We start from the raw sequence: 14,867 nt of genomic DNA, 5'->3' as shown, positions 1-14,867 counted from the left end.
AAAGCTATTTGGCTATAAATCGACTTTTTTCCACGTATCTTTTACTAGGCGCTCAGCTGGGGTAAATTGTGTTTTGTAGCGCATTTTCTGACAACTATCTATTTGGTAACCCAAGTATACGTAATGTTTGTCATGTTTTGTGGCATGTTCTATCTGAGCTAAAATCATAATGCTACCTAAACTCAGCGACTCATAATCCGGGTCGAAGAAGGTGTAGATCGCCGACAGAGAATGGGGCATATCGTCAGTGACTGCAACAGCGATTAACTTGTCTCTATGCCAGAGCTCAATAAACACTATGGACATCCAACGACAAAATAGAAAACTCTCATATTGGAGCTTATTTGGTGGATACATTGATCCATCACTGTGTCGCTGGGTGATATACTTTTCGTAAAGCGGATAATATTCTGGACGTTCATCATGACTGACTATCACGTGGTAGCCATGTTTTAACTTATTGCGTTTGCGTTTTTGTGAGCGACTGGGCGTAAATTGTTTAGCTAACACTCTAATTGATTGACAAGCAGAACAACTTGGGCAGTGTGGACGGTAAATTTGGTCACCGCTGCGACGAAACCCTAAAGCTAATAGTTGTTCAAACCGCTCTGGTGTATAGCAATTAGGATCTAATATAACCAATAGCTGTTCTTGTTGCTCAGGAAGGTAGCTACAACTGAATTGTTGACTTAATCCTAACTTGGACGGGAAGTGCTCAGTCATATATATTTTCCAGCTCCTGTGCTTGCCACATGGACAAAGGCACGGTGAATTGACGTGCTAAATTAAGTCTAGACAAAAACTCTTCTCTTGGTACAACTTTTAATCCGAGTGACAACAAAAAAGGGTTTTCAAGCTGGCAGTCGATGAAACTTGCATTATGTTTTTTTAACCAGTTTACCAATGCCCACATGGCCAGCTTAGCGCCATCAGGTTGATTGTTAAACATAGACTCACCGCAAAATACGCCGGACTGCATAATACCGTATAAACCACCTATTAATGTGTTGTCAGACCAAACCTCGACACTATGGGCGATACCATGATGATGTGCGTCTATGTATGCTTGCACCATTCTACTATTGATCCAGGTACCTTCGTTAAATTTGCGTTGTAGCATGCAGGCTCGTATAACCTGTCGAAATGCTTTGTTAATGGTGACCTTGGGATTGAATCTTTTTTTTGACTTACGAAGTGTTCTGCCACAGTGAAAGTCGCTAAGCTCCAGGATACCTCGCTGACTAGGGCTCCACCATAGGATCATTTCGTCCTCATTAAACCACGGGAATATACCGTTTGCATAGGCATTTTCAAGCCACTCTATCGTTAAATCACCACCGTAGGCAAGCAAGCCGTCAGGTTCATTCAATGCGAGCCGAGTAGGGGGGAATTCGACCATATCTGGTCGCAAATAGAACGGTGGTCGAGTCATCTGTCATACTGCAACAATTTACATATAAGACAATATAACAAATCTGTACCGAGAAAAAAGAGGTTACAGGATGCAACCTCTGTTAATGCTGATCCACCAAGTTAGAAAACTAACTTAGTAATAATTATTTTAAATTATCCAGATAACGCTCAGCGTCTAATGCAGCCATACAACCAGTACCCGCAGAAGTAATGGCCTGACGATAAATATGATCTGATACATCACCTGCTGCAAATACGCCTTCTACGCTAGTTTGTGTTGCGTTGCCATTAAGGCCAGACTGAACAACCAAATAGCCATCTTTCATCTCAAGCTGACCTGCAAACATGTCAGTATTAGGCTTATGACCTATTGCGATAAATACGCCAGCTAAATCGAGTTGCTCAGTATTGTCAGAGTCTGTATCTTTGATACGGATCCCCGTTACACCCATTTCATCGCCAAGTACTTCGTCTAACGTACGGTTCAAATGAAGAACAACATTGCCGTTTTTAGCTTTTTCCATTAGGCGGTCAGAAAGGATCTTTTCGCTGCGGAATGATTCCCTACGGTGTATAACATGCACTTCTTCAGCGATGTTGGAAAGATACAGAGCTTCTTCAACAGCTGTGTTACCACCACCAACAACAGCTACTTTTTGTCCACGATAAAAGAAGCCATCACAAGTTGCACAAGCCGATACACCACGGCCTTGGAAAGCTGTTTCAGACTCTAATCCGAGATATTTCGCTGAGGCTCCGGTGGCGATGATGAGTGCGTCACACGTATATCTACCTTGGTCACCGGTTAGGGTGAATGGACGTTTTGTTACATCGACTTTGTTGATGTGGTCGAAGATAATCTCAGTTTCAAAACGTTCGGCGTGCTCTTTCATACGATCCATCAGTGCAGGCCCGGTTAATCCGTGGGCATCACCAGGCCAGTTTTCAACTTCAGTGGTGGTTGTCAGCTGCCCACCTTGTTGCATACCTGTGATCAGTACTGGGTTAAGGTTGGCACGTGCTGCGTATACCGCGGCTGTGTAGCCTGCTGGGCCAGAACCAAGGATTAACAATTTGCAGTGTTTTGCATCACTCATTTTTTATTTCCTAACTTAATCTAGTAATTCTACTTCATAACATGTGTTGTGAAGGGCACCATCGTGTATGGTGATAAAGGTGAGTCCGATTCTATGTAATTCAACCGGGAAGTAAACAATTTTGCACAAATGGATTTGCAGTAAATGGTCAAGCTGTCAAAATAACTGTACTAGTTCTGCATACGCTATAATAGCTAAGGGTGGTTTTTTGTTCATTTATCGATGTGGTCGTCGATACAAAGGCGCGTAATTAATAAACATAGTGTTGCATAACTAAGCATTTCTTTGAGCTGAAGTCTCATAAGTAATAAAAAACGTCGGTAAATCATGACCTCGTGATTTTTTTTTGATATGTTTTAAAGAATTTTGTATCGCTATCATTAACTCGATAGCTTGTATTGAAAGGTACTTATGGCATTTTGGCAGAATTCTCCTGGGTTTGCATTGAGCCCCAATGACTGCGAAGTTTTAACTGACGCGAAGCAATACCATCAAACATTGCTGAAGTTAATTTCGCAAGCCAAACAACGAATCTACATTACTGCTTTATATCTGCAAGATGATGAGGCTGGAAGGCAAATACTAGAAGCGCTGCATCAAGCATCATTAAATAACCCAAAACTGTCGGTCAAAGTGTTGGTTGATTTTCATCGTGCCCAACGAGGATTAATTGGCGAACAAAAATCAGAAGGGAATGCCAAACTATACTGCGACATGAAAGAGCAGTATGGCTCCAGTGTTGAAGTTTACGGAGTGCCAGTTAAGGCTAAAGAATTATTCGGCGTGCTTCACCTCAAAGGTTTTGTGGTAGACGATCAGCTTTTGTACAGTGGTGCAAGTTTGAATAATGTCTATCTACATCATGGTGATAAATATCGGCTAGACCGCTACTTTTTAATTACTAATGAGTCGCTTGCTGATAGCTTTTGTCAATTTACTGATTCAGTATTAATCGGTTCTTCAGCTGTGCCACGGTTGGATATTCGACCACTACCTAAGATGGTTGACATAAAGGCTGCGCAACGTCAGTTAATGCGAGCGTTGAAAAAAGCCAGTTATAATACCAGCCAGGCATCAGAAACCAGCGGCTTAAACGTTAGGCCATTTCTGGGGTTTGGCCGCAGAACCAATAAATTGAACCGTCTAATAAAAGCTCTATTCGATACCACAGAGCAAGAATTGGTGTTGTACACGCCTTACTTCAACTTTCCAGCCCCTTTGCTGCGTTCGTTGCGTCGCTTGCTGAAAACTGGCAGAAAGGTCACGATTGTGGTGGGTGATAAAACAGCGAATGACTTTTATATTGCCCCTGAACAGCCATTTAGTCGAATTGGCGCGTTACCTTATTTGTATGAAACGATTTTATACAAGTTTGTAAAAAGCCAACGCAAGTACATTAGTTCAGGTATGTTGAATGTTTACTTATGGCAAGATGGAAATAACTCATTTCATCTCAAAGGCGTCAGTAGAGATGGAAACACACATTTGATGAGCGGCCATAACCTGAATCCAAGAGCATGGGGCTTAGATATTGAAAATGGTATTTTAATTGAAGATCCTGAGCGTCATCTTTTGCCGCAAATTGAAGCTGAAAAGCAATCGGTGTTAGAACATTGCAAACGCATTGGTTCTCATTACGACTTAGAAACGTTAGAAGACTATCCATTACCGGTTAAAAAGTTGCTAGGTCAAGCAAAACGAGTGAAAGTTGATTTTATAATCAAACGGTTTATTTAATTACTCGTGTTTGTAGATAAAAAAATGCTAGCCAGTGAGGCTAGCATTTTTCAAATAAACAATACGTTATTTCTGCTTGTAAGCGTCGTTATGCGTACTTGCAGCACGCCCCGATGGGTCGGCATTGTTAGCAAATGATTCATCCCAAGCAAGGGCTTCAGGTGTCGAACATGCAACTGATTTACCGTGCGGAACGCATTTAGCAGCAGCTTCACCCGGGAAATGAGATTCAAAAATACTACGATAATAATATGCTTCTTTACTATCAGGCGTATTAATTGGAAAGCGGTACTGCGCATTTTCTAAATCGGAATCGCTTACCTGCTGTGCTACGTGTTCTTTTAATGTGTCTATCCAGCTGTAGCCAACGCCGTCAGAGAATTGCTCTTTTTGACGCCATAGCACTTCGTCAGGCAGATAACCATCAAACGCTTCACGGACAATATGTTTTTCGATACGGCCATCTTTACACATTTTATAATCTGGGTTAGTGCGCATGGCAACATCAACAAATTCTTTGTCCAAAAACGGCACGCGCGCTTCTACCCCCCAAGCTGCCATAGACTTGTTTGCTCTTAAGCAGTCGAACATATGTAACTTGGATACTTTTCGGTTTAGCTCATCGTGAAACTCTTTGGCATTGGGGGCTTTATGGAAATACAGGTACCCGCCAAAAAGCTCATCAGCGCCTTCACCAGATAGCACCATTTTAATTCCCATAGCTTTGATGTAACGAGCCATAAGATACATCGGTGTTGACGCTCTAACCGTGGTAACATCATAGGTTTCGAGGTGATAGATCACTTCTTTAAGGGCATCAATACCTTGTTGAACGGTAAAGTGAATAGGGTGATGTACGGTACCAATTTCGTCTGCAACTTTTTGCGCTGCAGCTAAATCAGGTGAACCTTCAAGTCCAATTGAAAATGAATGAAGTTTTGGCCACCATGCATCACTCGCATCATTATCTTCAACACGCTTTGCGGCAAACTGTTGAGTAATTGCAGAAATCACTGATGAATCTAAGCCGCCAGATAACAAAACCCCATAGGGAACATCACACATTAACTGGCGTTTAACGGCTGCTTCCAGTGCTTCTTTAACTTCAATGGCGCTAGCGTCATTGTTTTTTACTTGGTCGTAATCTTGCCATTCTCTTTGATAGTACTGTCTCGGACCACCTTCTTTTGAATACCAGTAGTGACCTGGCGGGAATTCCTCGATTTGAGTACAAATTGGGGTAAGCGCTTTCATTTCACTGGCGACATATAAGTTACCAAATTGATCACGTCCAGTGTACAGCGGAATAATTCCGATGTGGTCACGACCGATAAGATAGGCATCTTGTGCTTCGTCGTACAAGCAAAAAGCAAATATGCCATTAAGATCGTCTAAAAACTCAGGACCTTTTTGTTTGTAGAGCGCCAAAATAACTTCACAATCTGATTCGGTCTGAAACTCAAAGGGAACGGTTAGATTCTTTGCCAAGTCTTTGTGATTATAAATTTCACCGTTAACTGCCAGAATATTTGTTTTTTCTGGGTTGTAGAGTGGTTGAGCGCCACTGGAAACACCAACAATAGCAAGGCGTTCATGGACTAAAATCGCTTTTTCACTTGAATATACGCCAGACCAGTCTGGACCGCGGTGTCGAAGTCGTTTCGACATTTCGATTGCTTGTTCGCGTAATAATTGCGGATCAGATTTGATCTCTAGTACGCCAAAAATTGAACACATATTTACCTCATTCCTATTCATTGCAATGCTGTTTTGTAGTTACTCGTCTCAGTTTAAACGTTCTAAACAAACGAGCTTACAGCATTAATCCTCGTTACCAATTCAGCCTTAATTTCTAAAGGCGAATGATATTACTACCAAAATTGCATTGATAAGTCACATGAATAAATCAATAAGGTGTGAATTTTTTGTGATAGGTTCTGGTACAAGCGTACCAGAACCTTCATCATCTAGTGTGTTGTACCCGCGGAGAGTTTTATATCGTGTTGTTCGGTTACCGCACAGGTGATCATGACTTTAATCGCTTCAATAACGCTTGCCAATGACATACTTGCGGCACCGCTATGATTTACGGCTTGCAACGGAGAAAAAGGAATATGCACGAATCCACCGCGGCAATTTAGTTCGTGTGACTTTATATAATGAAGTAGACCATACATCACATGGTTACAGACATAAGTCCCAGCCGTGTTAGAAACCGAAGCTGGAATATGAGCCTGATGGAGTTTTTGCAGCATAGCTTTAATCGGTAAGGTGGCAAAATAAGCATCATCACCACCGGCAATTACAGGGGTATCTATTGGTTGAAAACCTTTATTATCAGGAATGCGAGCATCATTGATATTTATTGCAACGCGTTCCAACGAAATGTCTGAACGTCCCCCAGCTTGACCTAAACAAATTACCACCGTAGGCGCATATTTATCGATGGTTTTATACAGTGTATTGAGACTGTGGTTGAACTCGCAAGGGAGCTCTTTTGCGTGAACCACGTGACCTTCAATTGTTTGTCCATCTAACGCTTGTGCGGCTAGCCAAGAAGGGTTAACTGCTTCACCATCAAATGGTGTAAAACCTGTGAGCAATACACAAGGTTTGCTATGTTTAGCCATTAAAAATCACCCCATACATTAAAATAATATTGATACCGAGCAGAGTTAATGCTGTCGGAACCTGAACTTTCACTACTTGATATTTGTCTTTTAAATCCAACAGTGCTGCTGGAACAATATTAAAATTTGCCGCCATTGGCGTCATCAAGGTACCGCAGTAACCAGAATACATACCGATAGCCACTAGAGGTGCAGGGCTGGCTCCATGCCCTTCAATAAGAAAGGGCAGCGCAATTCCGGCTGTCATTACCGGAAATGCAGCAAAAGCGTTTCCCATCACCATAGTAAATAGCGCCATACCAACACAGTACAACACTACCAGCATAAATTTATCATCTGGCGAGATAAACAAAGTGATTAAGTCTTGAATAGCGGTGCCAGTGTTCGCCACGATAAATACGCCACCAAGCATAGCTAACATTTGTGGCAGTATTGCGGCCCAGCCAATTGAGTCGACAAGCCTTCTAGAGTCACTGATGGCTCTTTTGGGACTGCCTTTGGTTAGTTTCCAGCTAACTAAGAGTGCGACCATACAGGCTAAAGTCAGTGCCGACAGCGTAACGTGTGATTGGTCAAAAAGATACCAATCAGCAATAGCTACGTCTTTTAATAACAACGTACACACGACAGTCACAACGGGGATCATCACCGCAGGAATAAAAAGGGAATTACCAAAGCGTTTCGCATCCGCGTCTTTTTGCTCTTCGCTAGGGCAGTCGTAACTACCCATCGCAACGCGGCCGGCACCGGCAAGTATTGCCAATAAAACGACTGAAACTCCAATCCATCGGTAGGTCCAGCTTTCACCGACGAGTGAAATCGATAAATCTCCAAATAAAAAGACACTGCCGAAGAGAGACCAAAATAACGCAGTGGTTAGTCTCTTCGGATGGTTCTGATCTTGTAAGGTACGTACAACTATGATGAAAACCACCAAACCAATCAATAGGTAGACGTTGTTAATCGACAATAATGCGTTCACTTGGGGCTCGGGAGATGAAGTATTAGCAGTACTCATTGTGCTTCCTCTCTCATGTGAGCAGTTGGTAGATTATGCTTATTTATCCCTAAATTCTCACGATGGTGTTTATCAATCAACTTTTGAATCTTGGCTTCCAATCTAGCCAATCGAAATAGGTGAACAATTAATGCTGCGATTGCTGTCGGAATCGCCCATAATCCAATATGTAACGGTTCTATACCAACAATGCCGTTTTCTTTGAGAAATGCATCCATTAACAGCACAGCACCGAAAGCGATAAAAATATCTTCACCAAAGAACACAGCGACATTATCGCAGGCTGCGGCATGTGCACTGATTAAATCTTTAACGTGTTTGGGGAGTTCTCCGTGTACATTAGTGGCGGCGCCAAGTGCCATGGGAGCAAGTAGCGGCCTGACTGTCTGCGGTTGACCTGCTAAATTGATCAGTCCAAGCGCCGCAGAGCATTCTCTTATAATAAAATACAGGCTGAGTATCCGCGCGGTGGTTGCACCTTTGATACTCGCTACCCATGCCTTAGCGTGTTGCTGTAATCCATACCGCTCCAAAATAGCGATAACAGGTAAAATCAGCAAAAAACTGGCAAGTTGCCGAGAATTAAAAAACTTTTCGCCAAAAGTTTCTATTAAAGTTAAAAAGTCTAGACCGACCGCCCATCCTGTTAAAAGCCCAGCTGTAGTAACTACCAATAACGGGTTATACCTGAGCGCAAATCCAACCACTATCACGGCAATACCGATTAAGGGTAGTAAATTCAGTTCATTCATGTTGTTCTTTTATTTTTTATGGCAATTTGAAGTTGTTCCAAATGTGCGGTTAGTTTTCTATTTGCTGCATTGGCAGCATCAATGGAAGTCATCTCGAATGTGATTTGATCGCCAGCCTTGATTTGTGCAAGATGATGTAAATCAGCTTCAATGACTGTAGCGATTATGGGATAGCCTCCCGTGGTTTGGCAATCGTTCATAAGTATGATCGGACCACCATTTGGTGGGAGCTGTATAACACCGGGATGAACTGCTTGGGTGGCGATACTGAATTGGTGCGTGAATTTATGATGTGGTGCCAGCCGCAATCCCATTCGATTGCTTTGTGGACTAGCAGTCCAAACAGACTTCTGTAATTCTTGCTCCACTTGCACACTCGCATCAAAGTTTAGGTGTGGACCTGGTAAACATCTTAAATGAGCATGATAAGCTGGTTGTAATGCACCAATGGATGGCTTTTTGGTTTTGCTAGCAAACGTCAGTTGCTCTCCTGAACGCAAAGGCTTACCGTCTAATCCGCCAAAACCAGCCATAATATCCGTTGACTTGGAGCCCAAGCAGCTTTCGATATTAGTAAAGCCACCTTCGACTGCGATATAACATCTTAGTCCTAAACGCGGGCTCTTCATTACTAACCGTTGTCCAGCTTTGGCAAAATAACGCCAACCAGGGTAGAGGGGGATGTTGTCTAAAAAAGCTGACAAATCTGCACCAGAGATGGCAAAGTTGGTCGCGGACTCGAAGATACATTCGAACATACCGAGCGTGATCTCAAGCACCGCAGAATTGTCAGGGTTTTCCAACAATCTATTAGCAATCTTCATAGCGACAGCATCAACGGCTCCAGTTTGACTCACTCCTAGATGTCTTAAGCTGTGTCGTCCCATATCTTGCACGGTGCATAACGGTCCTGGTTTGACTATGGTTAGCATAACTTCTCCTTCGCACGGAACACGACTTCATCACCGGGTTGTAGCAAACTGATAGGGTCGGAATGAACGTTGAAAAGTGGCGTTGATGTGTTGCCAATTAGATGCCAACCACCAGGCGAAATACTGGGGTAAATTGCACTGTAACTGTCTGCGATAGCGACGCTACCCTTGGGAACTTGCGGTCTGGGTGTTTGCTTTCTAGGTACCTGAAGTTGCTCAGTAAGGCCCGTCAAATAAGCAAATCCAGGTAAAAATCCGATAAATTCTACACGGTAAATTGCTTTGCTGTGAAGTTCTACGATATGTTCAGGGGGGAGTTGCATTTCAGTGGCTAAAGTCAACAGATCAGGTCCGTACTCGCCACCATAATTTACGTCAATGTGGTGTCGTTGAGGTGTAAAAGTGTAGCTAGATAATTCATCCCATTGCGTGGCGATGGATTTCTGCCAGTGCTGTGCTTCATGCGTATGTTTGAGGTAAGCTGTCAGACTAGACTTCGCGGGAACAATGTCTATAAAGGCTTCTGTTTGTAGCAGCCACTGTCGCAGCGCGAATATTTTACTATGAACACTATCCGTCAATGCCACACAGTCAATTACTAAGGCTCGTTCCCCCAGCAAGTAACACTTAATCTCGGACGTCATGGTTTTATCGTTGTTTTTGAAGCAGATAGTGAAGTTATAACATAGAGTAAGAATTATACCAATGACATCAATCTAAGTTGACGAAAACAAAAAGCCATGTGCTGGACATGGCTTTTAATTGATATCGAAATAGACGTATCGATAACGTCTTTGAGGATTTATTTTGAGCTTAAAATCCACTCACTTAATAAGCGCACACCATATCCCGTACCACCTGCTGGTACTTCGTTCTTAGGTTCTAAGGACAGCGCGTTACCTGCGATATCTAAATGAACCCAGCGTGTATCTCCGGCAAAATGTTGTAAAAAGGTCGCAGCGGTCGTTGCTCCAGGGCCACTTTTACCGAGGTTCTGTAAATCGGCTATATCTGAAGCTAATTGCTCTTTGTAGCCCAATGGTAAGCGCCAGACATTTTCATTAACGTTTTTACCCGCAGCGGTGAACTCTTTTATCAGATAGTCATCATCAGAGAAGATAGCAGAGTACTCATTACCTACAGCACCAATTTTTGAACCTGTAAGTGTAGCAACATCCACCATAATTTCTGGCTTAAAGTGCTTACGTGCGTACCACATTGCATCAGACAACACCAAACGTCCTTCGGCATCGGTGTTTACCACTTCAACACTTAGACCTTCAGCTGTACGCAAAACGTCGCCAGGTGCGATTGAATATTGCGACACCATATTTGCCGCCATACCCATTACTGCGACTACATTCACCTCAGCTTTGGCAACAGCCATAGCTTTGACTGTACCAAGTACTGCAGCTGCACCTGCCATGTCAGACTTCATACGTGCAATTGAAGGACCTTTCTTGATGCTGTAGCCACCTGAATCAAAGGTGATCCCTTTGCCCACCAAAGCGATAGGGGTGTCATTACTCCCCTTATAGTGAGCAACGACCAAGCGTGAACCGTGCTCACTGCCACGACCTACGCCCTCTAATGCACCCATACCCAGCGCTTTTATTTGACCAGGTTCCAATATCGTTACTTCGACACCGTATTGTTCTAGCTGTTTTGCAGCATTTGCGAAGTCAACGGGAGTCATTTCTGAGGCAACCTCAGAAGTAAGATCTCGTGCTAAAAATACGCCCTGCTGAATATAAGCCAGCTGCTGATATTGCTCTTTAGCTTGCTGATCGTTTTCAACGTCAAAGTGATAACTGATATTAAACGTGTTAGGTTCTTTTTTATACACTTCAAAAGTGTAATCTCGCAGGTTTGCACCGTGAGCAAATTGCGCCGCAAGTTCAGAATTAGGTAGTAGGCCTTTGATGCCATCGAACGCCAGAGCGACATCCGCTGCTTTTTTGGTTTCCAAATGAGCGTGAATATTACCACCCAGCTTAGCCATTTCACTTGCACCTAACACATTGGTGTCGCCCAAGCCTACCAACAAAATGCGCTCATAATCACTATCAATTGGCGCTAATAGCTCTAATGTACTGCCGTATTCTCCCGCAAAGTCTTGTGACTTAATAGCACGTGAAAGCTGTTTACGAGTATCTTTGTCTAAAAAGCCTAACTCAGCATTTTGCTCAGCGGCTTGGAATACCACTAATGTATTCGCGTCTTGTAGTTTATTAGAAAAAGAAATAGTGGCTGCATTAGCAGCAGTGCTTCCGGCAATTGCCAATGCGACTATAGATAGGCGTGTAGTCAACGACATAAATGACCCTTGGTAAATAAAAATTGGCGCGATTCTACTGAAATTTTTGTACCTAAGTGAAGGTTTGTCGTTAAACCGCCAAGATTCGGCGTCAAGTTACATCCGGAAGCTTACTAAGCAAGGCGATACCGAGCAACGTTAATATTAGATACAACCATAACAGTGCGGTAATCGAGAAGATTGATGCGATGAAACCTAGGCCACTTGTTAGCAACAAAACCATGCCAATAATCGTATTGCTAATGGTTACATATGACGTACGTAGGTTATCATCCGCCATGTCGACAACATAAGTTTTTCTGCCAATACGAATACCCTGATGGGCAATTGTAATAAAGAAATAGGCCAACGGAATGCACCACATTTGCTTTAAAAAAGACTGGCCGAAATGCAGGGCAATCAACATAAATAAAGTCACAATTATCGTGAGAGTACCGCCATAATACATCACTTTTTTACTAGAATTGTCTGCCAATTTCCCCCAAAAGTGTCCACTGGTGACTCCAGCTAACCCTGAAGTGGCGAGTAAAGTTGCAAACATCCAAGGTGCTTCACTAACGTTTTGTTGCGCAAGCACAGTGAAGTAGGGAGGAATGAGCGCTGAACTTAACAAAAGAGAGCGAACAAGAATAAAACGAAGGAGTTTAGGGTGATGTTTTAATAGGACAATGTCTTTGGCAACCTGCAATCGACCGTTCTTACCGCCCTCTGTTGCGCCCTTATATTCGATGATTTGAACAAATGCTACAGCTCCAATAATCCAAAAAACAGCGGCAAAACATAATATTAAAGTGAAGCCAAAATGGCTGTAGATACTGTCGTAAAGCACAAGACCTACACCAATAGACATAGTTATCAGGCCGCTTAACATACTCGCTTGACCATTAAGGTGGCCTCGCTTGTGTTTCGGAATAGTCTTTCCTAGTACGTCTTTAGCTGCGACAGAACTTAAACTTCGGGCAAGGCTAAATATGAGCAACATTATAATGATGAGCCAAGCGAATAAACTGCTGGTGATTTCCGAGTTTTGAGCTTGAAATGCAATCATCGCTATTACCATAACGCAGCCAGCTTGAACTAAAGCTCCGAAGCTCCATAGGTATTTACGTACGGGTTGTTGACGTACCCATAGTCCGATGAAAAGCTGAGGTAACATTGAACCTGATTCACGGATCGGCACTAATGCAGCAATCAAATAAGCTGGAGCTCCAACTGATTGCAGCAACCAAGGTAAAGTAATTTTTGGGTTAAGAAAAGTGTCGCCTAATCGATTCATCAACTGGCTAAATAGAATCAGCAAATAATTACTAGGAACTTCTCTACAAGCTTTGTCGCTAATTGCATCACAGCTTCGAGCTGAATCATCATTGGTAAGCTTTGAATATATATCTTCGCTTATTTTGCTCATTATTATCCTGCAGTAGTTATGTACAAACCAAATAAACTTTGAAATTAAAGTGATAATCGCTCGGTCAATTTTAGAGAGCAATAGTGTGCCGATATTTTTAGGCTAACGCGTTAATCACACATAATCTTTAGTGTAAGCGGTCAATGTGGGTAAACCAAATATGTATCTAAAGGCGTATTGAATGCTGCGATATACGTAGGAGAAATAATGAAAGTAACAACACTTTTAATAATAGTATTTCTTACCGTGGTAGGTGGATTTACCATACTAAAACCCTTTGCCAATGAAATGCCAAAGCCGACGCTTGAGCAGGCGAGCGTTCATATTAAATCAATTGTGTTGGGGTCTGGGTGCTTTTGGGGACCGGAAAAACGTTACGAGAATTTACCCGGAGTATTAAATGCAGAATCAGGTTATGCCGATGGTGCTGGATTTACCCCAAGTTATCGAGAAATAATCAAAAAGTCGCGTCGTTTTGATGAAAACAATTATGCTGAGGTAGTTAAGGTTACCTACAACGCCAATATCATTAGCACCGCGACGTTACTTAAGCATTATTTCGAGAGTCACGATCCGACACAAAAGAATCGGCAAGGTAATGACATCGGCACGCAATATCGTTCAATTATTCTGTTTGACGATGATGCGCAACGCGATACGGCTGAAAAGCTCAAAGCAGGATACCAAGAACGGCTAACACAAGCAGGATTTGGAGAAATTCAAACACAAATTAAGCCGTTGCAGGCCTTTTTCCCCGCTGAGGAATATCACCAAAATTATCTAGTGAAAAATCCAAATGGCTATTGTCCAGATCACAGTACGGGTGTGACCTTTGAACCACAAAAGCAAACACAATTGGTGGATAACACCCCCTTATTGAACGGCAAACATATTGTTGTTATTGATTCTAGGTCTTATTGCCCTTACTGTGAAAAGCTGAAAACCACGGTTCTAAATGATTATCAAGGCGATATTTCGCTACACTATCGCTATGCCGATCAGCTGCAATTACTCAATATCAAAACCGCTACCTGGGCTACACCGACAATCTTACTGATTAACGATGGTAAAGAGGTTGCTGGTTTCCAAGGTTTTATGGACCGAGAGCGTTTTTATGAGGTATTAGGGGCGTTTAAGCTTGGTAAATCGGAGGCCTATAATATAGCGTTTCAAAAAGGGACAGAAAGGCCGTTTTGTAAGCAATATGACATTTTCAAAAACACCCCAGAAGGCACGTTTGTCGATAAACTCAGCGGTGTTGCCTTATTTGATACTCAAGACCGATTTAACTCCGGGACTGGTTGGTTATCATTTAAAAAGCCTGTCGATGGCAGCGTAACTTATCATGAGGATCTCAGTTACGGCATGAAACGAACCGAAATTCGTTCCAAAAGCAGTGGCATTCATTTAGGCCATGTGTTCGCCAAAGAAGGCCCTAACGGCAGTGACCGATATTGTATAAATGCGCAGGTGTTAGAGTTTCGACCTCGCTAATATTTGACGCAAAAGGATTGTGGTGGAGCTGACACCGAACCTTAAGGTATAATCCGCACATTCGTCTTA

General features: G+C 42.7%; 13 protein-coding genes. 2 read left to right on the top strand and 11 right to left on the bottom strand.

Annotated features, from left to right (window positions below; all coding sequences use genetic code 11):
* Positions 1-12 precede the first annotated feature (12 nt).
* The 3 genes from ACSLBF_RS09145 to trxB all read right to left on the bottom strand — a co-directional run bounded on the left by ACSLBF_RS09145 (position 13) and on the right by trxB (position 2,510).
* Positions 13-723: an arginyltransferase gene (locus ACSLBF_RS09145; RefSeq protein ID WP_440053112.1), complete on the bottom strand. Its 711-nt coding sequence runs from the start codon at positions 721-723 to the stop codon at positions 13-15.
* The gene (gene aat, locus ACSLBF_RS09140; protein ID WP_440053111.1) at positions 716-1,432 is read right to left on the bottom strand and encodes a leucyl/phenylalanyl-tRNA--protein transferase; all 717 of its coding nucleotides are present in this window, start codon (positions 1,430-1,432) and stop codon (positions 716-718) included. Before aat ends, ACSLBF_RS09145 begins: the two co-directional genes overlap by 8 nt.
* A 124-nt stretch (positions 1,433-1,556) precedes the next feature.
* Positions 1,557-2,510, bottom strand: coding sequence for a thioredoxin-disulfide reductase (gene trxB, locus ACSLBF_RS09135; protein WP_440053110.1), 954 nt, complete (start codon positions 2,508-2,510; stop codon positions 1,557-1,559).
* A gap of 411 nt (positions 2,511-2,921) precedes the next feature.
* Here trxB and pssA point away from each other — a divergent pair, with 411 nt between their 5' ends.
* Positions 2,922-4,247 (top strand): CDP-diacylglycerol--serine O-phosphatidyltransferase, encoded by a 1,326-nt coding sequence (gene pssA / locus ACSLBF_RS09130; RefSeq protein ID WP_440053109.1) that lies wholly within the window; start codon positions 2,922-2,924, stop codon positions 4,245-4,247.
* A gap of 66 nt (positions 4,248-4,313) precedes the next feature.
* On the opposite strand, the gene asnB is transcribed toward pssA, so the two are convergent.
* The 8 genes from asnB to ACSLBF_RS09090 all read right to left on the bottom strand — a co-directional run bounded on the left by asnB (position 4,314) and on the right by ACSLBF_RS09090 (position 13,304).
* Entirely contained in the window at positions 4,314-5,984 is a 1,671-nt protein-coding gene (gene asnB, locus ACSLBF_RS09125) for an asparagine synthase B (RefSeq protein WP_440053108.1), read from the bottom strand.
* 230 nt (positions 5,985-6,214) lie between these two features.
* On the bottom strand, positions 6,215-6,877 hold the full coding sequence (gene pcp, locus ACSLBF_RS09120; RefSeq protein ID WP_440053107.1) for a pyroglutamyl-peptidase I: 663 nt from the start codon (positions 6,875-6,877) through the stop codon (positions 6,215-6,217).
* Positions 6,870-7,895, bottom strand: a complete 1,026-nt coding sequence (locus ACSLBF_RS09115; RefSeq protein ID WP_440053106.1) for a DUF979 domain-containing protein — start codon at positions 7,893-7,895, stop codon at positions 6,870-6,872. The genes pcp and ACSLBF_RS09115 overlap by 8 nt, the downstream gene beginning before the upstream one ends.
* Entirely contained in the window at positions 7,892-8,647 is a 756-nt protein-coding gene (locus ACSLBF_RS09110) for a DUF969 domain-containing protein (RefSeq protein ID WP_440053105.1), read from the bottom strand. The genes ACSLBF_RS09115 and ACSLBF_RS09110 overlap by 4 nt, the downstream gene beginning before the upstream one ends.
* The gene (locus ACSLBF_RS09105) at positions 8,644-9,579 is read right to left on the bottom strand and encodes a biotin-dependent carboxyltransferase family protein (RefSeq protein WP_440053104.1); all 936 of its coding nucleotides are present in this window, start codon (positions 9,577-9,579) and stop codon (positions 8,644-8,646) included. Before ACSLBF_RS09105 ends, ACSLBF_RS09110 begins: the two co-directional genes overlap by 4 nt.
* Positions 9,573-10,223, bottom strand: a complete 651-nt coding sequence (gene pxpB / locus ACSLBF_RS09100) for a 5-oxoprolinase subunit PxpB (RefSeq protein WP_440053103.1) — start codon at positions 10,221-10,223, stop codon at positions 9,573-9,575. Before pxpB ends, ACSLBF_RS09105 begins: the two co-directional genes overlap by 7 nt.
* A gap of 158 nt (positions 10,224-10,381) precedes the next feature.
* Complete coding sequence (locus ACSLBF_RS09095; RefSeq protein WP_440053102.1) at positions 10,382-11,896, bottom strand: leucyl aminopeptidase; 1,515 nt, start codon at positions 11,894-11,896, stop codon at positions 10,382-10,384.
* Positions 11,897-11,987: 91 nt separating this feature from the next.
* Positions 11,988-13,304 carry an MFS transporter gene (locus ACSLBF_RS09090; RefSeq protein ID WP_440053101.1) on the bottom strand — a complete coding sequence of 439 codons (1,317 nt, stop codon included), beginning with the start codon at positions 13,302-13,304 and terminating at the stop codon, positions 11,988-11,990.
* A 288-nt stretch (positions 13,305-13,592) separates the two neighbouring features.
* Here ACSLBF_RS09090 and msrA point away from each other — a divergent pair, with 288 nt between their 5' ends.
* The gene (gene msrA / locus ACSLBF_RS09085; RefSeq protein WP_440056210.1) at positions 13,593-14,798 is read left to right on the top strand and encodes a peptide-methionine (S)-S-oxide reductase MsrA; all 1,206 of its coding nucleotides are present in this window, start codon (positions 13,593-13,595) and stop codon (positions 14,796-14,798) included.
* Positions 14,799-14,867: the final 69 nt, after the last annotated feature.

The sequence above is a fragment of the Pseudoalteromonas sp. T1lg65 genome, assembly GCF_051930985.1.
Lineage (GTDB): Bacteria > Pseudomonadota > Gammaproteobacteria > Enterobacterales > Alteromonadaceae > Pseudoalteromonas.
This window is presented reverse-complemented; position numbering and strand designations above follow the sequence as displayed.

Bases quoted from the DNA above. Each gene is read 5' to 3' on its own strand.
- ACSLBF_RS09110 (WP_440053105.1), bottom strand. From the start codon at position 8,647: ATGAATGAACTGAATTTACTACCCTTAATCGGTATTGCCGTGATAGTG.
- ACSLBF_RS09105 (WP_440053104.1), bottom strand. From the start codon at position 9,579: ATGCTAACCATAGTCAAACCAGGACCGTTATGCACCGTGCAAGATATG.
- ACSLBF_RS09145 (WP_440053112.1), bottom strand. From the start codon at position 723: ATGACTGAGCACTTCCCGTCCAAGTTAGGATTAAGTCAACAATTCAGT.
- ACSLBF_RS09090 (WP_440053101.1), bottom strand. From the start codon at position 13,304: ATGAGCAAAATAAGCGAAGATATATATTCAAAGCTTACCAATGATGAT.
- pssA (WP_440053109.1), top strand. From the start codon at position 2,922: ATGGCATTTTGGCAGAATTCTCCTGGGTTTGCATTGAGCCCCAATGAC.
- asnB (WP_440053108.1), bottom strand. From the start codon at position 5,984: ATGTGTTCAATTTTTGGCGTACTAGAGATCAAATCTGATCCGCAATTA.
- msrA (WP_440056210.1), top strand. From the start codon at position 13,593: ATGCCAAAGCCGACGCTTGAGCAGGCGAGCGTTCATATTAAATCAATT.
- trxB (WP_440053110.1), bottom strand. From the start codon at position 2,510: ATGAGTGATGCAAAACACTGCAAATTGTTAATCCTTGGTTCTGGCCCA.
- ACSLBF_RS09115 (WP_440053106.1), bottom strand. From the start codon at position 7,895: ATGAGTACTGCTAATACTTCATCTCCCGAGCCCCAAGTGAACGCATTA.
- aat (WP_440053111.1), bottom strand. From the start codon at position 1,432: ATGACTCGACCACCGTTCTATTTGCGACCAGATATGGTCGAATTCCCC.
- pxpB (WP_440053103.1), bottom strand. From the start codon at position 10,223: ATGACGTCCGAGATTAAGTGTTACTTGCTGGGGGAACGAGCCTTAGTA.
- ACSLBF_RS09095 (WP_440053102.1), bottom strand. From the start codon at position 11,896: ATGTCGTTGACTACACGCCTATCTATAGTCGCATTGGCAATTGCCGGA.
- pcp (WP_440053107.1), bottom strand. From the start codon at position 6,877: ATGGCTAAACATAGCAAACCTTGTGTATTGCTCACAGGTTTTACACCA.